This window comes from Aquimarina megaterium XH134, from assembly GCF_000520975.1.
In the GTDB taxonomy this organism is placed as follows: domain Bacteria; phylum Bacteroidota; class Bacteroidia; order Flavobacteriales; family Flavobacteriaceae; genus Aquimarina; species Aquimarina megaterium.
Map to the genome: position 1 here is coordinate 31,274 of NZ_JACB01000014.1, position 26,118 is coordinate 57,391.

Here is a 26,118-nt window from a genome sequence, read left to right on the forward strand (position 1 = left end):
TATCAAATATAAAGAATAGAATTTTAAACAATTTTTCTATACTTTTTCTTTCTGATAAACGAAAATAAAAACCCGAAAATGGCAAGGATAAATAAAGGAACCAATATATTGATAACTTGCCATAGCGTTTTACTGGCAACAACTTTTTCTACATTCAGAAATGAAATTTTGACTTCTTTACTCCTAATTTCGATAAGACCAGAATCATCTAACAAGTAATTTACTGCGTTTAATAGAAACTCTTTATTTCCATATTTTAGATTCATGGTAGGATCAAAACCTAACTCTATTGGTTGTCCTTTTCTCGTTTGGTTTTTAATAATATCACCATCGGCAATAACGATCATTTTTGTAGAAACACTCTTATCTTTGTGATCTTGTATTTTATATGGCTTTATTCGATCTTTATAGGTAGATTTAAAACTTCCCTCGAGTAACACCGCTAGGTTTTGAGGTCCTTCGTTATAGCTAGCAATATCTGGTTTTTTTCTAATAATATTTTCTAATCGTATTTCTTTGGGTACCCCTTCTATTTTAGATTTATCAGAACTTGTAAGTAGTATCGTCTTTTTTATACCATTTTTTAGGGTGTCAATCTGGTTCGAAAACTCAAATTTTACAGATTCTGTATTTTTAATAATAGGGTGGTTGCCAGTACTTTTGGTTAATGATCCGTAAAACCAGGGATATGGAGTAAATTGAGTATTATTACCTTGCCCAGAAGCTAATACCAGTGGTGCAGAATATAAATCGTTTACCAAGACGGGATTAACTCTTAGTCCGTAAGAAAATAAAGCGTCCCCTAATCTTAGATCCTGCATAATCGCAACAGAGGATCCTTCAGGATTCATTAAACTATCGATTTCCATAGCTACAGATTCTAATAGCCACAATGACTTTCCTCCGTTCATTACAAATTGATCCAATACATATTTTTCTTTTTCAGAAAAAGCTTTTGTGGGTTTAGCATTGATAATCATATCAAATTTTTGCAACTCGTTTAATGTCTTTGTGGGATTGCTCGATACCGAATCCAGAGTAAATGCTCCAACAAAATAGTAATCTTGCAAGGTTTTGATAAAATCGGCAATTTTGATATCGGGTAATTGCCCATTTCCTTTAAGCACAGCAATTTTATGTTTTTTAGGATGTAGTAACTTGGTTAAACCATCTGCAAAAGCATATTCTAATTGTTGAATAGAACTATTTACTCTTTCTTCGGAAGTAGCTCCAATAGTATTTTTGATTAAAGAAATCTTTACGCTTCGGTTTTGATAGCTTAGAATAGCCCAGGGAACTAAGGTTTCGGTTTCGGTTTTTCCGTTTTGCTGTACGCTAACCTCCATTGGGGTTAGACCAAACTTTTGTAATTCTGTAATGGTTTGGGCACGTATTTCTTCTTCTTCTAGTGGATTGGTGAAAATGTGCTGGATATTAGGGTTTATGACATTAAACTCTTCTAAAATTTGTTTAGTTTCAGACTGTAAACGTCTAAACTCTGAAGGGAAATTTCCTTCTAGTAGTACATCGATAACAACAGGAGCAGCAGCTTCTTTAACTAGGTTTTTTGTAGCTTCAGAAAGTGTAAAACGACCATCTTGGGTAAGATCAAAACGATTGTATAATGAGTTTCCTGTCAAAAATAAAATGATGGTAAGGATTAGTGTAATACCAATAGGTTTGATTTTTTGCTTGGCAGTACCTTTTTTAAGAATGATAATAGTAAGAACTACAAATAATAGAATACTACTTAAAAAATAAAAGATATCTCTAGTGTCTAAAATACCTTGACTTATGCGTTCGTAATGCAATTGCATTCCTAGTTGTTCTAGGAAAGTATGTATTGCTTCTGGCAAGTTGTAATTTGCAAGTCCGCTAAAACCAAAATAAAAAACGAAACACAGAAACAGAGCAATCAAAAAGGCAACAATTTGATTGTTGGTAATCGAAGAAGAAAATATACCCATTGCAGTATAGGATGCTGCAAGTAATAGCAGCGCAATGTAGGAACCTATCGTGCTGCCGATATCGAGATTGCCTATTGGTTTTCCTAACTGATAAATAGTAAGTATATAAAGGAGACTAGGGATCAAGGCAATTAGGATTAAGGATAAACTACCCAGATATTTTCCTAATACCAGTTGCCAGTTTTTAATTGGTTTTGTAATCAAGACCTCTAAAGTTCCCTGTCTCTTTTCTTCTGCAAAACTTCTCATGGTTACAGCAGGGATAAGAAATAGCAATATCCATGGAGCAATCTGAAAAAATGGCGAAAGATCGGCAAACCCGCTATCCAAAATATTAAATTGCCCTTTAAAGACCCATAAAAAGAGTCCGTTAAGAATTAAAAATATAGCAATCACCAAATACCCTACGGCAGAGGAGAAAAAGGTATTGATTTCTTTTCGTATTAATGCAAACATAGTTTTTTTAGGATTGAGGTTTTTAAGTTTGTGGTATCAGGAAAATCTGAAACCAGATGTGATAAACTTTAAACTTCGGTTACGCTCCAAGCTTCGGGCCTTTGGCTAAATTTATTTTTGGTATTTGCCCAAACTCCTTTGAATAACGTAGAGTTTCTATAGTTATTGAGATGTTCTTCGGATTCCCAATGACTATAAGTGAAAAATTGATTGGTTTGACTTATATCTCTTATTAATTTTAGATGGCTACACCCTTCAAAATTTCTGATCTTCTCTTTATTTTGCTTAAAGTTCTCTAAAAAAGCATCAATTTGATCGGGTAAGAATCCCATTTTTACGATTCGTATTATCATTTTTTAATTTTCAAAAGTATACCTACAAGGGTTTTACAGTTTATTCTCGATTCTTTTTAGATATTAATTTATTCAAAACTAATGCTTACCGTATCCCTGTAATATAATCCAAAGAGACTAGAGGCTCCTCCAACAGTTTTAGGGTTACTCTTATAAATAGCTAGTTCTAAGTATCCTGAAGAATTAAAGACGGCTAATTTTTTACCATCTTCTTCTCGCTTACTTTTTTCGATATCAAAATTTATAGCATCACTATATCTATTATATACATTTTCAAATACCGCTGTACGTGCTGTGATTTTAAATTTTCGTCCTTTACCTATCTCATCAAATAACTTACGTGTAATGTTGGTAACCAAATTACCATAATTGTCGATATAGATAATGCTACCTACAATCTGCTTATCTCCAAGATTTACAATAGGAGTAATCCCTTTTATGGTTTTGATTTCTGAGATAGTTTTTCCAATAACTTCTAGTGTACCACCTCGGGCAATATGACAGGCCACAGCAACAAAAACATCTAACACAGGAAAATTAGAAACAATGGCATCATGAATATTTATTTCGACGACCTTCTCAGGATTAAATTCTGATGTGATTAAACCTACCAGTCCATTATTAGCGCATATAAAATAATGTTCATCTAGTTTTACAGCAATATGTTTATTTTCTGGATTAGGTTCACTATCGATCCCTATGATATGAATACTTCCTTTGGGAAAACTTTTATAAGCATTTTGTATGATATATGCGGCTTCTGTTATATGAAAAGGTGAGATTTCATGGGATATGTCAACAACTTTGGCATCTGGCAATTCGGTATAAATAGCCCCTTTAACCGCAGATACAAAATGATCTTTGATTCCAAAATCTGTAGTTAAGGTAATAATTGGCATGTATAAGAATTGTTAATATCTTTTAGTTGTAAGCACTTAAAAATATGTAAATTTGTTTTGAAGTTATTCAAAGCTTTTCTTTGGACAACAAAATGATGATAAAACCATCGTATTTACTGTTTTTTTGATCACTGATTCATATAGTGACGATATAAACATTTTGCTTCGTTTTAAATTTCTATTTTGTTTTCCCGACAAAAACTTGAACAACTTTAGCAAACTTAGTCAATCCTAAAAAAAAATCATACTAAAATTCGTATAGCTTTTGAACGAACTTATTATAGAACTTACAGAAATCAATCCGAGAGAGTTTTTCGGACTTCAGAATAGCAATATTCAATTATTAAAAAAATACTTCCCGAAGTTAAAAATTGTAGCAAGAGGCAGTAAAATGAAAGTGTATGGAGATGAAGATATGCTCGAAGAGTTTGATATGCGTCTTAATATGCTTCTTGAACATTTTAGTAAATACAATAAACTGGATGAAAATGTAATCGAACGTGTACTCACTAGTGAAAGTAAAGCAGATTACGAAACATCGGCTAATAGTGGAGAAACGTTGGTGCATGGGGTAGGAGGTAAATTAATTAAAGCCCAAACAGCTAACCAGCGTAAACTAGTAGAATCCTGTAATAAAAATGATATGGTTTTTGCTATAGGACCAGCCGGTACCGGAAAAACGTATACAGGAGTTGCATTAGCCGTTAGAGCACTAAAAGAGAAACAGGTTAGACGTATTATTCTTACTCGTCCTGCAGTAGAAGCCGGCGAAAATCTTGGATTCTTACCAGGAGATCTTAAAGAGAAGCTGGATCCATATATGCAGCCTTTGTATGATGCTTTACGGGATATGATTCCTAATGAAAAACTAGATAGTTTTATAGAAAAAGGAGTTATACAAATTGCTCCTATGGCATTTATGCGTGGTAGAACATTAGATAATGCTTTTGTAATCCTTGATGAAGCTCAAAATACAACACATGCACAGATGAAGATGTTTCTGACACGTATGGGTAAGAATGCTAAGTTTATTATTACCGGAGACCCTGGGCAAATAGATTTACCAAGAAGAGTTACTTCTGGACTTAAAGAAGCTTTACTGGTACTTAAGAATATTCAGGGAATTGGTATGATTTATCTGGACGATAAAGATGTGATTCGTCATAGATTAGTGAAAAAGGTAATTGCAGCCTATAAAGAAATTGAAAATAGAAATGGATAAATAGTTTCAGGTTTTTAGTTTCTAATTGAAATTAAAGCCAGAAACCCGAAACCTAAGTAATGAATACAATTGTAGATACAAACTATAATTTTCCTAATCAAAAATCGGTATACAAGGGAAAAGTAAGAGAAGTATATAGTATAAATGATGAACTTTTGGTAATGATTGCTACTGATCGTTTATCTGCATTTGATGTAGTTATGCCAAGAGGAATTCCTTTTAAAGGGCAGATTCTTAATCAAATTGCAACCAAGATGATGAAAGAAACCGAAGATTTGGTGCCAAATTGGTTAATAGCCACTCCAGATCCTAATGTAGCAGTAGGGCACCTCTGTGACCCTTTTAAAGTAGAGATGGTAATTCGCGGATATTTATCTGGTCATGCAGCAAGAGAATATAAGGTCGGTAAACGAATACTATGTGGTGTTGCAATGCCAGATGGAATGAAAGAAAATGATAAATTTCCTGAACCTATTATAACACCTTCTACCAAAGCTGATAATGGAGAGCATGATGAGGATATTTCTAGAGAAGAGATTTTGTCAAAAGGAATCGTTTCTGAAGAAGATTATTTGATTCTTGAAGATTATACTCGTAAACTTTTTCAAAGAGGAACAGAGATCGCTGCCAAAAGAGGATTGATCCTTGTGGATACCAAATATGAGTTTGGGAAAACAAAAGAGGGTCAAATTGTATTGATTGATGAAATTCATACTCCGGATTCTTCTCGTTATTTTTATGCTGAAGGATATGAAGAACGACAACAGAATGGAGAATCACAAAAACAACTGTCTAAAGAATTCGTAAGACAATGGTTAATTAGTAATGGTTTTCAAGGTAAAGAAGGCCAACAGATTCCCGAAATGACAGATGAATATATTAGTTCTGTCTCTGAGCGATATATCGAATTATATGAAAATATAACAGGAGTATCTTTTATAAAAGAAGATGTCTCTGATATACAGGGAAGGATAGAAGAGAATGTACTTGATTATCTAAAGACAAAAAGTTAGATGTTAGCATCTAACTTTTTGTCCTTATTACGGATTAGCAAAATTTAATCTTTATTCATTACAATCTGGCTCTTGGCACTGTAATTCTCTGCAAAAAGAGCCACATCGATAACAAACGCCATTGTCATGTGGCATACATACAGGATCTATATCTCCTCCATTAATAGATGATTGTTGCTTTCTGTTTAACTGTTGAGCTCCTTCGAGATGTAAAATGTTTGTTAGCATGATTTTTGGATTTTTAAGATTAATAATTACCTAATTACTATGATGGCATACGGTGTATGTCATGCAATGTAAGGTAGTTGATTTTTGAAATAAAAAACCATGTCAATGATTTGAAAAAAGACTTGATAACCTATGATTTGAAGGTTTTTTATATGGTTTGTATTAAAATCAAGCCTATCATCAAAAATGAATTAAAACTTATCCTACGAAAGTCAGTTTTTTAAGAATGTTAAGATGTTAAGCCACCTTATATTCTAACAATTGTATATTATCTTGTAAGCGCTCTTTTACGATACTCATCATTCGTTTGTTTAACGCAGAAGAGTTTTTCATATAGATCTGGTATTCTTCTACAGTGAATTGCCCTATAATCATTCCTTTTAAACTATTTCTGAATTTCATATCCTTTTGGATAGCATTCTCTATAAAATCAAAGCGTTTTTCTAAGGATAACTCATAGAAAGTATTCTTTCTTTTTTTAATATAGTTTTTAAATACTTCGATCAATAGGTCTCCCTGTAATTTTATAATAGGTCTAATCGTTTTGTTCTGAAATTGTTCATCATTAGACATGTTTTCAGAAACTCTTGCATTTAATAACTGTGGTCGTATTGCCAATAAATTTGTTTCCCTGTTTTCCATAATAAAGAAGGTTTACTAAAAATAAGTATTTGTTATGCTTAAAAATCAAGACTATGTTTAGAGTTTTAAACGACTTATAAACAATAAAAGAGTTGCATATATGGAGTGTTTTGTTATACTAATCTAATCTTTTTATTTTCGTGCTACATTACCTTAACAATAAGTTATTTATAATAAAAGCCCTCTATATAGAGGGCTTTTGTATAACAGGGTGTTTTTTCGTTTATTTCTTTATGAATTCTTCTTTGCTTAAAATTTTGGCAGGAGTTTCACCAGATTTTTCAAGGTATTTGTTAAATTTTGCTACCTGCTTACCATTTATTTTTTCGTATGCAGCCTTAGCTTCATTTAATCTAGCCTCTAATACTTCCTGATTTTCTAATTGGGCAAAAGAAGGTTTTTCGAACTGTTCTGCCACTTCGCCATATAAATCAGATAATTTTTCTCTTAGTTGAGGTTCGGCTTCATCAACATAATTATCACCTGTAGTGACTACCAGAGTTTCTTTTAATGCATTTAATTCTTTAACAGCTGCAGAAGTAACTTTTTGTGAAGCTGGGTCTTTTTTTAATACTGCTTCGGCTTTCTTTATATTTTGATCAATTTTATGAACCAGATATGCCAGATCTTCCATATCGTTAAATAACTCTTGCGTTGTTTTATTATGAGCAATTCTGCCTTTTTCTGATATTAAAGAAGTAGGGTCATTTTGTAGCGTTATGGTACTTTCATATTGTTTTTTACCTTTCTTAAGTACTATTTTATAAGTGCCTTCAGAAGCTCTTGGCGCAGTAAATCCACCAAAGGTAAATGTTTTTCCAGCAGCTACTTTAGGTCCTTTTTTCCTGAAATTCCAGGTTACTATATTGATACCTTTAGCTTTTCCGGGAACAAGACTTACTATCTCGGTACCATTTTGATCTTGTACAGATAGCGTCATTTTTCCAAAAGTATGTCTCTTTTTGAGGTAGTAGATAATTTTTGCAGAAGAGCTTGGATTATCTCCTGTAAATTGAAGTTCTGTACTTCCTCCACCAAAACCACCTTCTTCTTTGATTATTGAAGGTTTAGTATTAAAAAAGTGAACATCTTTGGCAAGAATTTCTTGATTTATTTGCCTTAGAGGGGAGATATCATCAATAATGATAACACCTCTACCGTGGGTCCCTAATACAAGATCATTAGTTTTTTTCTGTAGATCAATAAAATGAACAGCAGCAGCAGGCATATTATTGGTGAAGCGCGACCAGTTTTTACCACCATTTATGGATATAAATAATCCAAATTCGGTTCCTAAGTATAGTAGGTCTTCATTTACATAATCTTCCTGAATATTTCTTGCAAACCCTATGATTTCATCTGTCACCAGGGATTTCCATGTTTTTCCAAAATCAGAGGTTTTATATACATAGGTGTTCATATCTCCCGATGCATGACCATCAAACACAGCATATGCCGTTCCTTTATGATGTGAACTAGCTTCTATGTGATATACCCAGGTATTTTTTGGTAATCCTTGAATATTGGCTACTGTATTAATCCAGGTTGCTCCACCATCTTGAGTAACCTGCACATTACCATCATCGGTTCCTACCCAAATTACTTTTTGATCAATTGGGGATTCTGCAATTGTAAAAATTGTAGTATGTGTTTCGGCTCCCGACTTATCTGTAGAGATACCTCCTGATTCTTTATCTTGTTTTGCAGGATCATTGGTAGTAAGATCTGGTGATATTTTTTTCCAGTTGTCGCCCATATCATCACTTACATGAAGGAATTGACTACCCATATAAAACCGATCCGGTTGATGGTTACTCACTGCCATTGGAGCATTCCAGTTAAAGCGTAGATCAACTTCTCCTTTAATAGGTAGAGGAGCAATGTTTTTGGTGTAATTCTTATCTACATCATATCTCCATACATTTTGTGCTCCTTGCATTTCAGAATAAATAATATTCTTGGTTGGGTGTTTTAATACTCTGAATCCATCTCCATATCCAACGCGATTCCAATCACGTGCTTCTATACCTCCTGGAGAAGAAGATGGTCCCCACCAGGAACCATTATCTTGTAGGCCTCCATAGATATTGTAAGGCTCTTCATTATCTACACTAATATGATAGAACTGAGAAATTGGTAAATTATCTACCATATCCATTGTAGATCCACCATCCCAACTTCTGTATACTCCACCATCGGTTCCTACATACATTCGATCTGAGTTGTTGATGTCAAAAACAACATCATGTATATCTGCATGCATATTTCCCAGGTTTTTGAAGGTTTTTCCTCCGTCTCTAGAGATAGATCCAAACAACCCTCCTTTAACCAGAATATCCGGATTTTTTGGATCTACGACGATTCTTGAGAAATAGAAAGGTCTAACTACCAAACCAAAATCTCCATTTAATAATTTCCAACTGGCTCCTGCATCATCAGAGCGATATAGTCCTTTATCTTCTTTACTTTCTACTACTGCGTATACTATTTTGGGGTTAGAGGGGGCTATTGCCAATGCAAATCTCCCCAGATCACCTTTAGGAAAACCGTTATGGATTTTATTCCATGTTTTTCCGGCATCTGTAGATTTGTACAATGCGCTATTAGGTCCTCCTGAATTAAATCCCCAAGCGGTTCTTCTAAACTCCCACATCGCTGCATAAAGCGTATTAGGATCGTTGGGATCCATTATAAGGTCATTAACTCCTGTTTTTTCATTAACATAAAGTATCTTATTCCAGGTTTTTCCTCCATCTACCGTTTTGTATACTCCTCTTTCTTCACTATCTCCCCATAAAGCCCCTAAGACTCCAACATAAATTTCATTAGAGTTTTTGGGATTAATCTCTATACTACCAATTCGTTCTGAGTTTTCAAACCCCATTTTTTTCCAATTTGCCCCTCCATCTGTGGATTTATATAACCCATCACCGATAGAAACACTGTTTCTGGTCCATATTTCACCTGTTCCTACCCAGATAGTATTATCTGGATCATTAGGATCAATTTTTACTACTCCTATTGATTGTGCATGATCATCGAATACAGAGGAGAAGCTTGCTCCCCCATTCGAGGATTTCCAAACTCCACCACCAGCAGTACCGGCATATAGTATTCTATCGTTGGTAGGGTGATTTTCTAAATCTATAATCCGACCACTCATGAGGGCGGGTCCGATTTGTCGTGCTTCAAGGTTTCCGAATAGTTCTTTGCCTTTTAGAACAACTTCCTGTGCTTGCAAGTGTATGGAAAAGAGTATAGCCAAGCTTGCAATTATAAATTGTTTGTTCATAATTACTGGTTGTTTATTTAGAATAAAAAATCCCCAAATTTTTGATTTGGGGATTATAATTTGTGTTTATTTTCCTTCTGGGAAAGCGAATAATGCAGCTTCTACTTCTGGATTGAGATCAAACTCCTTGAAATCCATGCTTTGGAATTGACTACTTTGTGAGAAAGGAAAGTATAGTCCTTCTACTTCCTGGTAATCACTAATAGACATTTTTATTTTCTGACCTTTCATTGGACCTTCCTGAATCTCTTCTTCAACTATGATAGGTACAAAATTTTCGGTATCAAAATAGTAATGAGAAATATTAGGTTGTGATTGACCATTAACAGTAATTGGATCTTTGGTTACCTTTATTTTAAAAGTCTCTGTTCCATCTACAGTTTCCTTACCTATAAGCTCTATTGCATACCCTTTTTCTTTATAATTTAAAAATGGAGAAGGCCAATCTTTGATTTGCTTCTTCATATTTTCTGTAGCTTCATTGTCACTCTTTTCAGCTTCCATAGTTTGTTGATTTCTAGACCATGAAGTTTTTCCGTCATATGCGGCCCAGATCATTTTATTTCCTTGTAGTTCGATTGTAGTAGACTGGCGTCCATCTTTCATCATAACTTGTTCAAAAGGAATTTCCATCCCTTGCATTTTCATTACTCCTTTCATAGTAATGCCTTCTAGTTTTTCCCAATTTTCTTTTCCCCCTGTATTTTCGAAGTAATTATTAACTATTTCATCTGCAGTTTGTGCATAGAACGATGTTGAGATAGCTAGTACAAGAGCTACTGTAATAGATTTTAAAGCATTCATTAGTTGTGATTTTTATGATGTTGTTGTAACAATTAGTCAATCTAGTAACATTTTTGTTACACTTTTTTAGATATTTTTATAGTTATAGGAGCAAAGTAATTGTTCAGAATCTTATTTTTTTAATTAATTTTCATCACATAAATATAAAAAAGCAAATGCATGAAATTTGGCAAAGTAGAACACCCTGATATCATAGATTTTAGCTTACCAGATGATCATAAGGATACGGTAAGAGTTTTAAATACTACAGCAAAAGGAAGTTTATCAACTTATGTTGGTTGTGCCAAGTGGAACAGGCAAGATTTAAAAGGATTTTACCCCAGAGGAACAAAGGATGAACTAGAGTATTATTCGAGACAGTTTAATAGTATTGAATTGAATGCTACATTTTATAGGATTTTTCCTGAAGATCAGTTTAAAAAATGGTACGATAAAACTCCAGAAGGATTTAAATTTTTTCCAAAACTCGTACAGAATATTTCTCATCTAAAAAGATTAAATGAAGATGTAGCGCCTTATGTAGATGAATATTTATCTAATGCAATTCACTTAAAAGAAAAGTTAGGAACCATATTTTTACAAATGCATGGTAATTTTGCTCCTAAAAATTTTGATAGAGTTATTCGATTTATAGAAAAATGGCCTAAAGAAATACGTTTGGCCGTAGAATTTAGGCATACAGATTGGTTTAATGATGTAACGGTAGCTGGTGAATTATATAGCCTTCTTGAAAGTAATAATATATCGAATATCATTACAGATACGGCGGGTAGAAGAGATTTACTTCATATGCGTTTAACCAATGATGAAGCTTTTGTGAGATATGTTGGAGCAAATCACAAAACAGATTATACAAGGCTAGATGACTGGGTAAAGCGACTTTCTACCTGGAAAGATGAAGGGATTAACCATATACACTTTTTTGTACATCAAAATTTGGAGGTAGAATCCCCCTTACTGTCTAAGTACTTCATTAAAGAATTAAATGATCATTTAGGAACACAATTAGGTTTGCCAAACCATTTATCAGACGATCTCAAATTATTTTAGCATAGAGCTATGGAGCTATCAGGTAGGTTTTTCTTATGATTTAACGGTATTACCTTCTTTTGTAAATGTTAAAAGTTTAGTTTTTGTTGCTTTTAAGCGAACATATGTGTATTTTGCCGATGAATTTAAAATTAATATTGTAGGAAATTACTTAATATTATTGTTTTGAATTCAGTTATAATTACTCATGGTCCCTTAAATATCAACTGTATGAATAAACTTTTACGCTATCCTCTTATATTTGTTTTTTTGTTAATTGCTAATCTAGCTAATTCTCAATCTAGTACTACCATCAATCATTCTAATCACGAACAGGAAAATATATTTTCTTTTCTTACCGATCAGCCTATTTTAATCCAAAATCATGTATTTTCTAAAAAGAAGGTTTTTTCTTACGATTTTAATGTCGTTGAAACCGAAAATGATCATGCAGATCATGATCATGCTAATGACGTAGTTTTGTTAGATATCATATTCTCTGACGAAGGGTCTGATTTTAACTGCTCTGGTGGGTTTTGCATGAATAAATCTCATTTTCATAAAAAGGGATTAAGTATGAAAAAACAACTCTTTGATTATTTTATGAGTATTGCTTGTTAGTAGGATTTAACAATTAAGCTGGTTATTTTTTGATTAAGTTGAATTATGAATAGATATTCAATTACTTTTGCAACTTAAATCAGATATGTATGACGTTTTTAGAGTTAGGAGTACCCAAAGATCTTAATAAAGGTCTTAAGGAGATGGGAATTACAAATCCTACAAAGATTCAAGAACAGGCAATTCCTGTTTTAATGAGTCAGCAAACCGATTTTATTGGGAAAGCTCAAACCGGAACTGGAAAAACTGCAGCTTTTGGAATTCCATTATTATCCCGGATTGACCCTTCTAAAAAACATGTTCAGGCTTTAGTTTTGGCACCTACTCGCGAATTGGGTCAACAGATAGCAAAACAACTTTTTAAGTTCACTAAGTATACAGATAAGATTTTTACCGAATCGGTATATGGTGGCGAAAAAATTGAAAAACAACTTTCGAGATTAAAAAGACCTACACATATTATTGTAGCAACACCAGGCAGACTTATAGATTTGATGAATAGGAAAGCGGTCGATATTTCTGAAATAAAGACGTTGGTTATGGATGAGGCGGATGAAATGTTAAGTATGGGGTTTAAGAAGGATCTAACTACAATTTTGTCCAAAACCAAAGGAAATAGAAATGTTTGGCTTTTTTCTGCTACGATGCCGTCTTCTCTAAACGAAATTATAAATTCTTATGTTAGTAAAAGTGCAGTACAAATAAGTATTGATAAAGATGATGCAGTTAATAAAGGGATACAACATCAATTTGTTGTAGGTGATGAGGTTAATAAATTAGATACGCTTGCGTATTTTCTGAAAACGCAAAAAGGAGGTAGGGGAATTATTTTCACAAAAACTAAAGCTGCCGCCCGAGTACTTCATAAACAACTAAAAGCTAAAAATTATGAAGTAGGCCTTCTCGAAGGAGAAATGACACAAAAAGATAGAGATAAAGTAATGAGAGCGTTTAGGAAAAAAACGTTACAATTACTAGTATCTACAGATGTTGCAGCAAGAGGTATCGATGTTGCTAATCTAGCTTTTGTTGTTCATTATCAATTGCCGGATCAAATAGAATATTATACACACAGAAGTGGTAGAACAGCCAGAGCAGGAAAAACAGGTTTATCCTTAGCTCTAATAACCAAATCAGAGGTGCAGGTTATAAGAGAACTAGAAAAACAACTTGGGATACGATTTAACCAGGTTAGATAATCAAAAACTATAGTTTTTGATTCTTATAATTCTTTCTACAATTATGTTGTTTGTGATGTACTTATTTTTGATATTACCGATAAAAGTTGGTCAAAATTTACAGGCTTAGAGAAGTAATCATCAAACCCGATATTAATAAAACGTTGCTCATCGCCAGGCATAGCATAAGCTGTTACTGCAAAAACAGGAATGTTTTTGAGGATATCCAGTTTGCGAAATCTTTGAAGTAATTCACAGCCATCCATTTGATTAAGGCCAAGATTAATATCAACCAAAATAAGATCCAGCACTTCTTCCTTCACAACTTTAAGGGCTTGTGAACCATTTTCTGCAATAATAACATTAGAATCATTTCTGGATAACATTTTATCCATTACCATTGCGTTTATTTTATTATCTTCTACGTAGAGAACATTCATAGGCATTTTGGAATTATAATATTAAATTCGGTACCCTTACCTATTTTACTTTTAACTTTTATTTTCCCTTCCAGGATTTCAATATATCGCTTAGATAAGCTTAGTCCGATACCGGTTCCTTCATATTTACGACTCATACCAATACTTTCTTGCATAAAAGGATCAAAAATTTTCTTAAGATTCTCGTTATCTATTCCAATACCAGTATCAGTTATTGAAATATAAACATTATTTTTTGAATTTTGAGAATTAACTTTAATAATTATGCTTCCTTTATTAGTGTATTTAATTGCATTATGGATAATATTATTTATCGCAGCTCTAAATAAATCTTTATCAATGTTAACCTGTGGACTGGTTTGATCGAGTTCTAATTGATACGTTAATTCCTTCGCTTCGGCCATATGCTTATATTCTCTGTACGAAGTTTCTATGGTATAGTTAATGTCTAATTTTTGTACGTTTATATTCTTTTTTATAGCTTCGATTTCGCTAAAATTAGATAAGTTATTGATAGTGTCGAGCAGTCTGTTTTTACTTTCTTCCAAATACTCCAGAAGTTTTTCTCTTTCATCAGGTTTTTCCTCGTCTAATAGGAGTTTACTTACTGTCATTATACCATTTAGCGGAGTTCTTATTTCATGGCTAAAATTGGATAATATATTTGATTTAAGACTATTCAACTCCTGTTCTTTAATATGTGATTCTTTAATTGCTATTTCTGCCAGTTTTCGTTCTGTAATATCCAGAAAACTAACAAGAACAGAGTTTACTTTCTTTTCATGATCAAAAACAGGAGTGTATTTGGCTTCTAGCCATTGCAAATCACCCTTATGAGTAATGCGCTCTATTTCTTTTTTTACAATATTTCCTTTTAGAGCTTCATTAAATTCATGAGCAAAGGAATTCTTGAAATTAAGGGGCATAACATCTATAAAACGACAAGAAACTTGATTTGGATTTACATTAAAGTCTCTTTTTATAATTTTTACCGATTTTTCATCAGTCATTAGGATTATCCCTTTTGTATCTAACAGAATTGTATATGCAAATCCGTTATTAACAATTGCTAGTAATCGGTTTTTACTTTCTACGATAGTCTTTTCATTAATCTTTTTTTGATGAACATCGATCAAATTACCAATCATTCGGGTTATTTCTCCCTTTGCGTTTTTTCTTTTGAAACCGTACACCTCATAATGACGATATCCTTCATTAATATGCTTAAGCCGATAATAATTATAATAGTAATTACCTTCTTGATTAAAGTTATCATGTCTCCTTTTAAGCATTTTTGCTACATCATCTGGATGTATCATTTTTCTAAACTCTTCTTCTGCTACAAAATCCTGATCCAAAGGTAATCCCAACATTTTTTTAAAATCCGAACTATAAAAAACTTCATTGTTCTTAACATGATAATCAAACAATCCAGATTGTATTCCTTTTAAAGCTAAATGTTTGGTCTCTTCACTGTATTTCAGCTTTTCAATGTAATTGTACCGATCTGTAACGTCTGTGATAGTTCCGTTTACGTATACGACTTCATCTTTATAAATAACAGGTTGCCCTACAACTCTAATCCATTTCTCATTTCCTTTTTCGGTAATAATTTTTTCTGTATACTCATAAGTTTCCTTGTCTTTGATAAGGTTGTCGAGGAAACTTTTTATTCTCACTCTGGCATCTTCGGGATAAAAACTAATTTCTTTTTCTCTTGTTATAGGAGTACAGGAACTTAATTCGCTTATTAAGTAACATCCATCTGACCAATACATTTCATTATTCTTGGGATTAAAATACCAGGCACCTGTTTTGGCTAATTTTGAAATGGTTAATAATGCCCTATGTTCTTTGTGTTCTTCTGTAGTATCTATTCCTGTTGCATAAATTAAATCATTATGTAGTTTGAAATCAAATTTTATAGAGACTACTCCTTGATTTTCTGTAGGAAAGCTTAAAGATACATTGATAAGTGGATTACTATTAGATAAACCAGATGTCGAATTTAAAAATACAGATACATCTTTATCAATTATAAAATCGGTAATGAATTTTCCTTCAATTTTATTTTTATCAAGAGGAAATAATAGTTCGCACCTATTATTGAAAGAAATTATTTCTCCATCTTTTTTTAGAATAAAAAGAAATAGTAATGTTTTTTCTGATGAAATCCCAAATTTTTGTAAAGTTAAAGACATACGTACTGGTTAATTCTACTTAAAGTTACAAAATGATTTGTAATTCTCTGTTTGGAATTGACTTCAAAAAAATAATTTTCCTTGTATCATAGTTGAGATACCTTAAACTTTGCTCGTAGTGTTTCTTCATAAAATACAGGAATAATTACAGATATTTCTGATAATGTGAATATTAATGTTTTTGTAACTCATTGGAACGATAGAGATATTTTGAAGTATATAAAACAAAAATATTGTAACCTTGATCTTGAAAAATAAAGAAAAGCTCTCTAAAATTAGCTTTAGAGAGCTTACCATAAATAGTAAATACTACCTAACCAAAAAAAAACAACCGACTTATTTTTAGGTGGATTCAGATACTATTACTATACCTCTCCAGATATATATGGAGCCTGTATATACTTAAAAAGGGAACATAAAAAAGGGTTTTTAATAAACGCATCAGATGCGCTATACCTACTTATTCTCTGATTCATTTATAAATTAAGTATTATGAGTAACGAGATTGTTGATATGATAAACCATGTCGATATTCCCAGAACTGCGGGTTTCCATCCAACCACTTTTATTTTAGAAATAGATAAATTCATTCCTACAAGAAAGAGAACTACTACAAATATTGATTTTGAAATCATATATACCGAATTTGTAATTGTACTAGAGATAGATGAATAACTATTTATGATAATTGTTAAAACAAAGATTATTATAAACCAGGGTATTTTTTTTGAATGGAATTCACCCTTGAATAGCAGAGAAGAAAAAATAGCTACCGGGACAATCCACAACGTCTTAACCAACTTAATGATTGTAGCTATTTTTAAGGCTTCTTCTCCGTAGATTTGCGCAGCACCAACCACAGAACTGGTATCATGAATGGCAATAGCGCTCCATAAACCAAATTGATATTCGGATAAATTAAATATGTGCCCTAGAGTTGGAAAAACTAATAGCGCTATTGCATTAAGAATAAAAACTATACTTAAAGCAATAGAAATATCTTCTTTTGGGGCATTTATTGTAGATGCTATTGCAGCAATAGCACTCCCACCACAGATAGCAGTTCCAGAAGAAATTAGATGAGCTGTTTTTTGTTCGACTTTAAAGGTTTTCCCTAATACAATACCAATGCATAAAGCAAAAATCACAAAGAACATGATATACATAAAACCATTTTGGCCAATAACGAGGGTTTCTTGAATATTGAGGTTAAAACCAATTCCGATAATAGCAAGTTGTAGTAAAAAGCTAATGGCTTTGTTATTAAATACAAGAAATCGATTCCCGAATACATTGGTAAATATAAAACCTAATAATAAGGCTACAGAACTATTTATAACTGAAGATAAACATGCTATTATAATTAGAGAAAATATAATTATTCTGATTGGTCGAATCGCCTTTTCTTTCTTTAAAAAATTCATCTACGTCTTGTTAATACTGGATCGTAGATGCAAATTTGAACGTTTTCACAGAATAAATTTCATTACAATTTGTAATCCCTTATTCCATTAGGTTATAATGGGCAGCAAAGAAGCGCTTTGTTTTTTCTACAGTATTCGAATATTCTCCATGTAAATTCACCATATGAAAAACACGCTTGATAGTAAAAGAAGTAATATCAATGATTTTTAATTTATTATTCATTAACTCATCTGTAATACAATGAATAGATAGAAAAGAGTAGGAGCCTGAGTGCATTAAATATGTTTTGATACTTTCTGTACTTCCTAAGGTCATCTCAATTGTTAATTGGCTAATATCTACATTTACATTTTGCAGAGCATCTTTTATAATGTTTCTGGTGCCAGAACCTTTTTCTCGCAATATTAATGGTAGTTTTTTTAATTCTCTTAGAGTAATTTCTTGCTTTTTTAATGCGGTGTTATCTGCACTGGTGACCAAAACAATTTCGTCTAACACAAATGTTTCGTAATGTAGAAGTGGATTAGAAGTATTTCCTTCTGTAAAACCAATATCTACCTGTTTATTAATAATTGATGATTCTATGTGTTCAGAATTATTATTGAGAAGAGTGATGTTGGTAGTGCTGTATTTTGCTTTAAATTTTGATAATATTTTTGGTAATATGTATTGAGAAATTGTGGTACTTGCTCCGATAATGATCTTATCTGGGAATTTACTGTTTAGAGCTAAAAAATCATCTTCTAGTTGATTATATAAACTCAATATTTTGTTGGCATATTGTAATAGTAATTTTCCTTCTGGAGTTAAACTTATTTTGTTACCATGTCTGTTAAATAAAGCTTTGCCAAAATGTTTTTCTAATTCGTTAATATGTTTCGTTATTGCGGGTTGTGTGATAAAAAGCATTTTGGCAGCTTTGGTAAAACTTAGAAAATGTGCAACTTTTTTAAAAACTTTTAATCTGTAGATCATTAGATTATACTTAAGTGATTTGCTTTTCGATAAAAAGACGTATTGAAAAAGTAAATTTCGATACGTTAATCTCTTTCTTAGCAGTATTAATTATAACGTTTTACTTTGTATATTCCCTACCAGATATGCAATTTGCAATTGAAGTAATGAAAAAAATACACTTAAAAAAACCGTAAAATAAAATTGTATTTTACGGTTTTTAAGATAATTAAACATTTAAGCTGCTAAAAATTTGTATCCTAGAATTTGCCAGACCAGAATCTTGATGCAGCATCAGCATCGTGGGGACCATTACCCTTTGTATTTCTTTGTATTTTATGAGACCTGCGTATATCTCGATATTTTGTTCTTCGTGTCCATCCGCTCTCAATAGTTCTAGTGATTTTGGTTTTCCATTTTTTAAAACGTCTTACCTGTAATTTGTGTTCCCATCTACCATCACATGCTTTGGTAAATGCTTCCATATGACGCCTTTTATGGCCTCCGTCATTTACCCCAAAACTAGAAGTTTTGTTCCAACTACATTTTCTATAGGGGCCACCAGAATTACCTGATAAAGAATAACAGTCTAGAAAACAACTACTTTTTGTTTCACCTGTATTTTCTTTAGTTTCTATTTCAAAAGAAACAGATTTCATGTCTACCGATAGTGTTTTACCAATGTTGTTAGTAATTTTTCTTCCAGAGATTAGTTTTTGAGCGCCTTCACCATAATCTTCAATTAATTTATAAGGAATTTCGGCATTTTTCGGAGCTATTTTTAGATATAACTCCAAAAAGGATTCATTATCATCCATTTTAATCAAAGGATTTTCTGAACGGGTATATTCATCAATACCGATGCCTTTTTCTCCTTTAACTGCAAAAAAGTCTACTTCTGTTCCGTTAGAAATTAAAATCTTAGCCATAGAATATGTAGCGTCCTCTTCTTGGTCGATAGATTCAATTCTTTGTTCATCACCATCTTCATGCTGACAAGCAAAAAACATAAAAATGGATACAAGAACACATACAGGCACAGCCCATGATTTTGATTTCTTTTTTAAAAATGATCTTTTCATATTGTATTGTGAGTTTAAGTTTGAAATCCAAATGTATAGATCTTATATGTAAAAAGATTATTGCAATTTGTTATGGGGTATTATGTTATGTTATAACTCATTAGAAATTGGATGAGGTATTGGGAATTGAGTGATTTTAGAAATAATAGATATCTACTTTTAGTGTATTCTTATCAAAAAATATATTATCAATATCATTCATCTCTAAAACCAGAATATTTGTATAAACTTATGTACTTATTTGTATCTAAATAAAACACAATGACTAGCAGAACGATTATGATATTTATAGGATTATTTATAGTGTGTATGTCGTGCTCATCGAGTCATATTACTCAAGAATCGGGTGTCGAAAATTCTGATCAGCAAGACAATGGCCATTATATACCGGGTAAAGAATATGACCTTTTATTTGTAGGTAATAGTTTGACGTATAGTAATAATTTGCCCAGATTAGTAACACAAGAAGCAAAAAGAAAAGGGATTATGATTACGACTACCATGCTAGCTAAGCCTAATTATGCTATTGTAGATCATTGGACAGATAAAGAGGTTCAACATCTGATTAAAACAAAGAAATATGATTTTGTGATTGTACAGCAAGGCCCTTCGTCCCAAACCGATGGGAGAGAGATGCTTCTTAATTCTGGAAAAGAATATAGTAACCTATGTATTGCAAATGGTGCAAAACTGGCTTATTTTATGGTATGGCCATCAAGAATATACTACCATACTTTTGATGGTGTTATTAAAAACTATACAGACGCAGCGATCAAAAATAAAGCGATATTATGTCCTGTAGGAAAAGTATGGAAACAACATTTTGATAAGACCAACGATTTTTCATATTACAGCCCAGATCAATTTCACCCTTCATTATCTGGTAGTAAAGTGGCAGCCAAAGTAATTGTAGAATCGCTATTTTTGAAGTAGTTATTTGTATTGTAAAGCGTTAAGAGTGCTTACCTTGTTCAAAGATTCTCGGTATTTTTATACTATTGATCACTCCAGAATTTTTATTATTTCTAATATCAAATGAATAATTACCTTGATATAAGGTGTCTATTCGTTCTAAAACATTACTGATACCATTACCGAAAACAATTTTTTCTTGCTGTAATTGTGCTCCATTATTAGTTATTTCAAAAACAATATCATCATAGAGCATGAAAATTTTTATAGCAATTATAATGGTATCATGAGTATACGAAAAACCATGTTTTATAGAATTTTCTACAATAGGTTGTAAGATAAGTGGTGGTACTTTTTCGAATAGCATAAAATCGGCAATATCAATCTTAAAATTTAATTTTTCTCCAAATCGTAGTTTTTCAATACCTAAATATTTGTTTAAAATTGATAACTCTTCTTCTAAAGTAATATATTTTACATCTTTGATACTTAGTGTTTTTCTTAACATTTCACTTAAATCGGCTAATGCATCTTGCGATTTTTCAATATCAATATCCATTAAGGAAGAGATGTCATTTAATGCGTTAAATAGAAAATGTGGCTGTAGCTGTGATTGTAAGACTTTAATTTTTGAATCCAGTAATTGTGTTTTTAAATTAGATTCTTTTATTTCCTGATCTTTTTGTTTTTTAAAATAATAATAGGCGTATAGAATGGTGATTAGCGTGAAATAGACAAAAAAGTTAAAGTTCGAACTATAAGCTAACCTTAATAAAATTAGTTTAATATCAATAACATCGGTATATCCAAGAACATATTTCTCATATCCTAGTAGCAAAACAGAGCTATAGAGTGATAATAAAACTGAAATTAAAGTATGAATAATAATACTAATGGGTAGAGAGAATTTACGCATAATATATACTCTCGTAAATATGATCGATAGTATGATAAATATGAACTTAGTACCATAATTAAATAAATAATTCATGATAAGCCCAATCCAGGTAAATGATTTAAATGAAACTCCGCTTATTTTTTGAAAAAGAGCATTGACAAGACCAAAAAGACATGCTAAAATATAAAAGAGAACTATAAATCTAAAAAGTTTTTTATCTAGCATTTTAAGAATTCTTAATGTCAATTTTCTTTAAAAAAGATGTTTTGTACGTTTTTGTTAAAGAGAACGATTTTTCATCATTCATGGTAATACTATAATCCCCCATACCTTCTCCTATAACCTCTTTAATTTCTTTTAATCTAACGATAGTTGACCTGTTTATACGAATAAATTTTTTTGGATCTAATTTTTTAATAAAATCACTCATAGAAATACGATATACATGCTTTTGACCCGAATATGTGAAAATTTCGGCATAATATGCAGATGAAATGATATATTTTACATCGCTAGTCTCAACAAAATAATACTTCTTACCGAGTTTTAAAACAATTCGCTCTAAGTATGTATTGCGCTCCTCTAAGATACTTGTTTCTTCATTTTTTAGAAATTGAATCAAGCTACTCATTTTTGAAGAGAAGATTTCTTTTTCATTTATTTTAATACGATTGATACCTCTGTGTAAAGCTTCAAAAAACCGATCTTTTTTAAAAGGCTTTAATAAAAAATCAATTGCCTGCACCTCAAATGCTTTTACTGCAAAACTATCAAAAGCAGTTACAAAAATAATAGTGGGAGTACATTCTGGATGCACTTTTTTTAGTACATCAAAACCAGTCATATCTGTCATTTGTATATCTAAAAAAACAAGATCGGGCTCTAACTCACGAATGTATTGAATGGCTTCCTTACCAGATGATGCTTCAAAAATAGAATCGGTTACTTTGGCTTCAATAATTAATTTTAAAATCCTCTTTCTGGCCAAAGCTTCATCATCAACAATAAGTATTTTCATAATAATGGATCTAGGTAGTAAGTATGTAGTTTTATTAAACTGTTTATAATTTAAACTTTTAATTCATAGTATCAAATCATTTTTTAAACACTTCGAAGTATAGAACTGACTGTAAGTAAACGAAACATTTACCAAATTGTCAAAAAAATGATATTTATGACCTATTTCATGATATTTTTGCTCAATTTTTTACATAGTAATTTATCATATTTGATGTATAGACTATCAAAAAATAACTTCTAGAGTTAATAGAAAGTGTTTTTGCAAAAAAAACATAACGATCATGAAATTTAAAATACTCATAATTCTTCTTTTGGTAACTTTAACTGGCTATACACAAAGCATAAATGAACTCTATAAAAAGAGTATCGAAGCGTATAAGAATAAAAATTTTGAAGCCTTCGAAAAACTTAATTTAGAAGCCTTAGAGTTACATCCTTCACAGCCTACGATATTGTTTAATTTGGCAGCTTCTTACGCCCTTAATAGTAAAAATAAACAAGCTTTTGAACTTTTGAGTACTTTGCTAAGTTGGAATGCCGAATTAAAATTGGAAGATAAAGATTTTAAATCTCTGTTAGAAGAGAAGAAATTTGCAAACGATTTAAAGAAAAAAGCGTCCTTTTTTTCAACTCAAAAAGAATCAAGTTCTACTTTTTTTGAAATATCCAACAAATACCATGTCGAAGACGTAGCAGTGATAGATAGTATGGCTTACTTAACAGATGTTAGAAATGGATTTATTATTAAATATAATCTAAAAACTAAAGAATCTGAAGAACTCCTGTCTATAGCAGGTGCTGCTTTTGCAATTATAAATGGAGTAGATAAAAACTCTATTTGGGTGTCCTCTTCTATGTTTCCGAACTATAGTAAATATGACAAAGAACAAAATAACAAATCATTGGTGTATAAGATAGATACCCAAAACGGAAGCATAATGACCAAAATAGAAATACCAGAAGAAGCTGTTATTGGGAGTATGGTTTTAGCTAAAAACAATAAAATATATGCTACTAATTCTGTATCCCCAAAAATATTTGTAATAGATGCCAATAAAGGAGTGCTCGAAAATTCTTTTGAAGTAAACGAAGCATTTAATCTACAAGGGATAACTCTTGATAATACGCATGAACATATATATGTAGCCGATTATATTAAAGGAATCATGAAATTGAGTTTAGCAGATTTTTCAGATAGAATGTGGTATGAATCTAAAGCATATTTATTAAAAGGCATAGACGGTTTAAATTATATTAATGATAATACATTAATTGCTATCCAAAATAATTCTAATCCTAAAAAGGTAATACAACTTACTACAGATGCTAATAAAGTAATTAAAGTCGAAATCTTGGATAATGCATTGCCACATAATGGAGAGCCTACTAACGGTAAATTTTATAAAGAAAAGGGGTATCTTTATGTTTCGAACAGTCAATGGCCTTTTTATGATAAAAAGAACACCCCATTAGTAGAGCAATGGGAGCCACAAAGAATTAGAATTTTAAATCCTTTCTAAAATGATTGAAGAAGAAATTATTAGATATAAAGAAGAACAGTTATCAGAAATCAAGAATGTTTTTTTTCTAAATGTCCCTGAGTATTTTGCAGAAGAAGAGTGGAGCGACTTTACAGAGTATTTAAAATTGCACAGTGCTACATATTTTCTTGCTAAGAATAAAAATGCGGTAATTGGTTGCGGGGGTTATCATAAAAGTAATGATATTACCGCAAGGCTTTCATGGGATTTTATTCACCCAGATTTCAAAGGTAAAGGAATAGGAAGAAAAATTATCTCACACTGCTTAGAAGAGATAGACAAAGACGCAGATATACATAATATTGAAGTTTGGACTTCGCAGCTTTCGTATCAATTTTACGCGAAATTTGGACTAGAAACGTACCATATCGAAGAACATTATTGGGCAAAGGGTTTACATCTCTATAAGATGAAAACGTGATCGTTTGTAAAGCTCCTTTCTTTTAGACCTGTAGCCCTTCAAAAAGATAACTGATCCATGATTAACTAGGGTGAAAAAATGTCTTAATAAAAATATCTCAGGAATAATTTAGAGAATTTGTATGTTGCTTATTTTGTAAATTGAAATAAAGAGTTTGATATTAAATTTCTGATCTGATTAATTTTGGAAGGTATTTTAATGCTTCTTTATCACGACTTTTAAAATAAGTATATGCATGTTCGGGTAACCAATGTTTGTCGACAAAATCTATAAATATGGGTAGCAAATGATTCCTATATTGTTTCACTTCTATTTCTTTACCACTTGGTAATCGATGAAGATATGTTTTAAATTCACGATTATATTGTGGGAATTTTTTTTCAAGATATTTTTCAAAATGAAGAGAAACACTAATGTCGGGCCTTATTTCTTTACCATCTAAAGCTTTATTAGGTAAAATATAACCTTCTTGTTCAAATCGTCCATATAACCTAATAAAAAGTTCGCTTAATATCGAAAAATAGCCAGAAGATATGCGATCCCAATTGTCATTAAACCGAATTACAAAATTGGGTATTTCTAGCCGTTTTGTAGTGTAATATCCTCTAACACGTATTAGTGGTAAAACCTGGTTAGTAATCCATTTTCTAAATTTTTTAGCACCGTTTGTCGTACTTTTAAAAATTAAAGAATACAAACCACTTTCAGAAATTAGGTTCGCATTTTTTTGAGTTCCATTATAGAATATTTCGGTAGCAAAACGTTCTTCTATATCCAGTGTACTCCATACTTCATCTGGATTTCCTAACTCTAGCACTTTCACTACTTCATCAACAATAAACCAAATTTGATTATTGATTTCTACAGACGTTAACTGCTGAAAATAATTAGTTTCTTTTTTTACGATTTCTGATTTCATTACCGTGGTTTTCCAGAGAAATAAAAATAATCACATATATATTATCTCACAATGATAATTGTCAGATTCTGAAATCTTTAAATACTTTCATAGCACTGGACTTATGAGTGAGTTTTAAAGAGTACTCTAATGACATTGGTCATATTAAAAGAGAAGTGTAGTCTTTATATTTGAGATGGATCATATAAAAGTTTATTATGGACATATCTATATTTTTAGCAAAATTTTGGGGTTGGTATTTGATTATGTTTTTCTTCATATTGAGCTTTAATCCCAATAGGATTAAACAGATTTTTGAGGACCTGAAGGATCAAAAATTTGTAATAATAATCTCGTTTATAGCAATTATTGTGGGATTACTCAACATCCTTTTTCATAACATATGGGAACCAAGTTGGAAATTTATCATTACAGCCATAGGTTGGGCTTCATTAGGTATGGGGTTGTTGCTATTTGTCTTTCCGAAAGGAACCGCAAAATGGTTAGAATTTATCAATATAAAATTAGTACAAGTGTTATATGTACTACTGTTTTTAATAGGAGTTCTCTTACTGAATGCAGGATATGAACTGGTTCCATATTAATCTTTTTAAAAAACATA

The 26,118-nt window shown here is 31.7% G+C and carries 24 protein-coding genes; 9 read left to right on the forward strand and 15 right to left on the reverse strand.

Annotated features, from left to right (window positions below; genetic code table 11):
* Window positions 1-23: 23 nt before the first annotated feature.
* From gldG to Z053_RS0110070, 3 genes are all read right to left on the reverse strand, one after another.
* Window positions 24-2,423, reverse strand: coding sequence for a gliding motility-associated ABC transporter substrate-binding protein GldG (gene gldG / locus Z053_RS0110060; protein ID WP_025664889.1), 2,400 nt, complete (start codon window positions 2,421-2,423; stop codon window positions 24-26).
* 68 nt (window positions 2,424-2,491) lie between these two features.
* Window positions 2,492-2,776, reverse strand: a complete 285-nt coding sequence (locus Z053_RS28305; RefSeq protein ID WP_035095772.1) for a putative quinol monooxygenase — start codon at window positions 2,774-2,776, stop codon at window positions 2,492-2,494.
* 68 nt (window positions 2,777-2,844) lie between these two features.
* Complete coding sequence (locus Z053_RS0110070) at window positions 2,845-3,675, reverse strand: SAM hydrolase/SAM-dependent halogenase family protein (protein ID WP_025664890.1); 831 nt, start codon at window positions 3,673-3,675, stop codon at window positions 2,845-2,847.
* Between the two features lie 265 nt (window positions 3,676-3,940).
* On the opposite strand from Z053_RS0110070, the gene Z053_RS0110075 reads away from it, so the two are divergent.
* Both Z053_RS0110075 and Z053_RS0110080 read left to right on the forward strand, forming a co-directional pair.
* Window positions 3,941-4,897, forward strand: coding sequence for a PhoH family protein (locus tag Z053_RS0110075; RefSeq protein ID WP_025664891.1), 957 nt, complete (start codon window positions 3,941-3,943; stop codon window positions 4,895-4,897).
* A 59-nt stretch (window positions 4,898-4,956) separates the two neighbouring features.
* The gene (locus Z053_RS0110080; protein WP_025664892.1) at window positions 4,957-5,910 is read left to right on the forward strand and encodes a phosphoribosylaminoimidazolesuccinocarboxamide synthase; all 954 of its coding nucleotides are present in this window, start codon (window positions 4,957-4,959) and stop codon (window positions 5,908-5,910) included.
* Between the two features lie 51 nt (window positions 5,911-5,961).
* Here the strand turns inward: Z053_RS0110080 and Z053_RS31470 are convergent, their stop codons facing one another.
* The 4 genes from Z053_RS31470 to Z053_RS0110095 all read right to left on the reverse strand — a co-directional run bounded on the left by Z053_RS31470 (window position 5,962) and on the right by Z053_RS0110095 (window position 10,876).
* Window positions 5,962-6,138, reverse strand: coding sequence for a hypothetical protein (locus tag Z053_RS31470; protein ID WP_160112203.1), 177 nt, complete (start codon window positions 6,136-6,138; stop codon window positions 5,962-5,964).
* 237 nt (window positions 6,139-6,375) lie between these two features.
* Entirely contained in the window at window positions 6,376-6,780 is a 405-nt protein-coding gene (locus tag Z053_RS0110085; RefSeq protein ID WP_025664893.1) for a hypothetical protein, read from the reverse strand.
* Between the two features lie 223 nt (window positions 6,781-7,003).
* A complete protein-coding gene (locus tag Z053_RS0110090) occupies window positions 7,004-10,072 on the reverse strand; it encodes a WD40/YVTN/BNR-like repeat-containing protein (protein ID WP_025664894.1) in 3,069 nt (1,022 codons plus the stop codon).
* A 66-nt stretch (window positions 10,073-10,138) separates the two neighbouring features.
* A complete protein-coding gene (locus tag Z053_RS0110095) occupies window positions 10,139-10,876 on the reverse strand; it encodes a LolA-like protein (RefSeq protein ID WP_025664895.1) in 738 nt (245 codons plus the stop codon).
* 159 nt (window positions 10,877-11,035) lie between these two features.
* Here Z053_RS0110095 and Z053_RS0110100 point away from each other — a divergent pair, with 159 nt between their 5' ends.
* The 3 genes from Z053_RS0110100 to Z053_RS0110110 all read left to right on the forward strand — a co-directional run bounded on the left by Z053_RS0110100 (window position 11,036) and on the right by Z053_RS0110110 (window position 13,725).
* A complete protein-coding gene (locus tag Z053_RS0110100; protein WP_025664896.1) occupies window positions 11,036-11,926 on the forward strand; it encodes a DUF72 domain-containing protein in 891 nt (296 codons plus the stop codon).
* A gap of 210 nt (window positions 11,927-12,136) precedes the next feature.
* Window positions 12,137-12,526: a hypothetical protein gene (locus Z053_RS0110105; RefSeq protein ID WP_025664897.1), complete on the forward strand. Its 390-nt coding sequence runs from the start codon at window positions 12,137-12,139 to the stop codon at window positions 12,524-12,526.
* Window positions 12,527-12,615: 89 nt separating this feature from the next.
* On the forward strand, window positions 12,616-13,725 hold the full coding sequence (locus Z053_RS0110110) for a DEAD/DEAH box helicase (protein ID WP_025664898.1): 1,110 nt from the start codon (window positions 12,616-12,618) through the stop codon (window positions 13,723-13,725).
* 41 nt (window positions 13,726-13,766) lie between these two features.
* Here the strand turns inward: Z053_RS0110110 and Z053_RS0110115 are convergent, their stop codons facing one another.
* The 5 genes from Z053_RS0110115 to Z053_RS0110135 form a co-directional block, all read right to left on the reverse strand.
* The gene (locus Z053_RS0110115) at window positions 13,767-14,144 is read right to left on the reverse strand and encodes a response regulator (protein ID WP_025664899.1); all 378 of its coding nucleotides are present in this window, start codon (window positions 14,142-14,144) and stop codon (window positions 13,767-13,769) included.
* Complete coding sequence (locus tag Z053_RS0110120; protein WP_025664900.1) at window positions 14,141-16,345, reverse strand: PAS domain-containing sensor histidine kinase; 2,205 nt, start codon at window positions 16,343-16,345, stop codon at window positions 14,141-14,143. The genes Z053_RS0110115 and Z053_RS0110120 overlap by 4 nt, the downstream gene beginning before the upstream one ends.
* Window positions 16,346-16,821: 476 nt before the next feature.
* Window positions 16,822-17,769, reverse strand: coding sequence for a YeiH family protein (locus tag Z053_RS0110125; protein ID WP_035095775.1), 948 nt, complete (start codon window positions 17,767-17,769; stop codon window positions 16,822-16,824).
* Between the two features lie 79 nt (window positions 17,770-17,848).
* A complete protein-coding gene (locus Z053_RS0110130; protein WP_025664902.1) occupies window positions 17,849-18,745 on the reverse strand; it encodes a LysR family transcriptional regulator in 897 nt (298 codons plus the stop codon).
* A gap of 239 nt (window positions 18,746-18,984) precedes the next feature.
* Window positions 18,985-19,806, reverse strand: coding sequence for a hypothetical protein (locus Z053_RS0110135; RefSeq protein ID WP_025664903.1), 822 nt, complete (start codon window positions 19,804-19,806; stop codon window positions 18,985-18,987).
* 261 nt (window positions 19,807-20,067) lie between these two features.
* Here Z053_RS0110135 and Z053_RS0110140 point away from each other — a divergent pair, with 261 nt between their 5' ends.
* Complete coding sequence (locus Z053_RS0110140) at window positions 20,068-20,739, forward strand: SGNH/GDSL hydrolase family protein (protein WP_025664904.1); 672 nt, start codon at window positions 20,068-20,070, stop codon at window positions 20,737-20,739.
* Window positions 20,740-20,758: 19 nt separating this feature from the next.
* Here the strand turns inward: Z053_RS0110140 and Z053_RS0110145 are convergent, their stop codons facing one another.
* Together Z053_RS0110145 and Z053_RS0110150 are read right to left on the reverse strand one after the other, a co-directional pair.
* Window positions 20,759-21,841, reverse strand: a complete 1,083-nt coding sequence (locus tag Z053_RS0110145) for a sensor histidine kinase (protein ID WP_025664905.1) — start codon at window positions 21,839-21,841, stop codon at window positions 20,759-20,761.
* A gap of 1 nt (window position 21,842) precedes the next feature.
* Window positions 21,843-22,634, reverse strand: coding sequence for a LytR/AlgR family response regulator transcription factor (locus Z053_RS0110150; RefSeq protein WP_025664906.1), 792 nt, complete (start codon window positions 22,632-22,634; stop codon window positions 21,843-21,845).
* A 283-nt stretch (window positions 22,635-22,917) separates the two neighbouring features.
* Between Z053_RS0110150 and Z053_RS0110155 the strand changes: the two genes are divergently transcribed.
* Both Z053_RS0110155 and Z053_RS0110160 read left to right on the forward strand, forming a co-directional pair.
* Complete coding sequence (locus tag Z053_RS0110155; protein WP_025664907.1) at window positions 22,918-24,156, forward strand: YncE family protein; 1,239 nt, start codon at window positions 22,918-22,920, stop codon at window positions 24,154-24,156.
* Window position 24,157: 1 nt separating this feature from the next.
* Window positions 24,158-24,598 (forward strand): GNAT family N-acetyltransferase, encoded by a 441-nt coding sequence (locus Z053_RS0110160; RefSeq protein ID WP_025664908.1) that lies wholly within the window; start codon window positions 24,158-24,160, stop codon window positions 24,596-24,598.
* 160 nt (window positions 24,599-24,758) lie between these two features.
* Here Z053_RS0110160 and Z053_RS28310 read toward each other — a convergent pair whose 3' ends face one another.
* Entirely contained in the window at window positions 24,759-25,517 is a 759-nt protein-coding gene (locus tag Z053_RS28310; RefSeq protein WP_025664909.1) for a BRO-N domain-containing protein, read from the reverse strand.
* Window positions 25,518-25,714: 197 nt separating this feature from the next.
* On the opposite strand from Z053_RS28310, the gene Z053_RS0110170 reads away from it, so the two are divergent.
* Complete coding sequence (locus Z053_RS0110170) at window positions 25,715-26,101, forward strand: hypothetical protein (RefSeq protein WP_025664910.1); 387 nt, start codon at window positions 25,715-25,717, stop codon at window positions 26,099-26,101.
* The last annotated feature ends 17 nt before the right edge of the window (window positions 26,102-26,118 follow it).

Coding starts and splice junctions, on each gene's coding strand:
- gldG (WP_025664889.1), bottom strand. CDS start 2,423: ATGTTTGCATTAATACGAAAAGAAATCAATACCTTTTTCTCCTCTGCC.
- Z053_RS28305 (WP_035095772.1), bottom strand. CDS start 2,776: ATGATAATACGAATCGTAAAAATGGGATTCTTACCCGATCAAATTGAT.
- Z053_RS0110070 (WP_025664890.1), bottom strand. CDS start 3,675: ATGCCAATTATTACCTTAACTACAGATTTTGGAATCAAAGATCATTTT.
- Z053_RS0110080 (WP_025664892.1), top strand. CDS start 4,957: ATGAATACAATTGTAGATACAAACTATAATTTTCCTAATCAAAAATCG.
- Z053_RS31470 (WP_160112203.1), bottom strand. CDS start 6,138: ATGCTAACAAACATTTTACATCTCGAAGGAGCTCAACAGTTAAACAGA.
- Z053_RS0110085 (WP_025664893.1), bottom strand. CDS start 6,780: ATGGAAAACAGGGAAACAAATTTATTGGCAATACGACCACAGTTATTA.
- Z053_RS0110090 (WP_025664894.1), bottom strand. CDS start 10,072: ATGAACAAACAATTTATAATTGCAAGCTTGGCTATACTCTTTTCCATA.
- Z053_RS0110095 (WP_025664895.1), bottom strand. CDS start 10,876: ATGAATGCTTTAAAATCTATTACAGTAGCTCTTGTACTAGCTATCTCA.
- Z053_RS0110100 (WP_025664896.1), top strand. CDS start 11,036: ATGAAATTTGGCAAAGTAGAACACCCTGATATCATAGATTTTAGCTTA.
- Z053_RS0110105 (WP_025664897.1), top strand. CDS start 12,137: ATGAATAAACTTTTACGCTATCCTCTTATATTTGTTTTTTTGTTAATT.
- Z053_RS0110110 (WP_025664898.1), top strand. CDS start 12,616: ATGACGTTTTTAGAGTTAGGAGTACCCAAAGATCTTAATAAAGGTCTT.
- Z053_RS0110115 (WP_025664899.1), bottom strand. CDS start 14,144: ATGAATGTTCTCTACGTAGAAGATAATAAAATAAACGCAATGGTAATG.
- Z053_RS0110120 (WP_025664900.1), bottom strand. CDS start 16,345: ATGTCTTTAACTTTACAAAAATTTGGGATTTCATCAGAAAAAACATTA.
- Z053_RS0110125 (WP_035095775.1), bottom strand. CDS start 17,769: ATGAATTTTTTAAAGAAAGAAAAGGCGATTCGACCAATCAGAATAATT.
- Z053_RS0110130 (WP_025664902.1), bottom strand. CDS start 18,745: ATGATCTACAGATTAAAAGTTTTTAAAAAAGTTGCACATTTTCTAAGT.
- Z053_RS0110135 (WP_025664903.1), bottom strand. CDS start 19,806: ATGAAAAGATCATTTTTAAAAAAGAAATCAAAATCATGGGCTGTGCCT.
- Z053_RS0110140 (WP_025664904.1), top strand. CDS start 20,068: ATGACTAGCAGAACGATTATGATATTTATAGGATTATTTATAGTGTGT.
- Z053_RS0110145 (WP_025664905.1), bottom strand. CDS start 21,841: ATGCTAGATAAAAAACTTTTTAGATTTATAGTTCTCTTTTATATTTTA.
- Z053_RS0110150 (WP_025664906.1), bottom strand. CDS start 22,634: ATGAAAATACTTATTGTTGATGATGAAGCTTTGGCCAGAAAGAGGATT.
- Z053_RS0110155 (WP_025664907.1), top strand. CDS start 22,918: ATGAAATTTAAAATACTCATAATTCTTCTTTTGGTAACTTTAACTGGC.
- Z053_RS0110160 (WP_025664908.1), top strand. CDS start 24,158: ATGATTGAAGAAGAAATTATTAGATATAAAGAAGAACAGTTATCAGAA.
- Z053_RS28310 (WP_025664909.1), bottom strand. CDS start 25,517: ATGAAATCAGAAATCGTAAAAAAAGAAACTAATTATTTTCAGCAGTTA.
- Z053_RS0110170 (WP_025664910.1), top strand. CDS start 25,715: ATGGACATATCTATATTTTTAGCAAAATTTTGGGGTTGGTATTTGATT.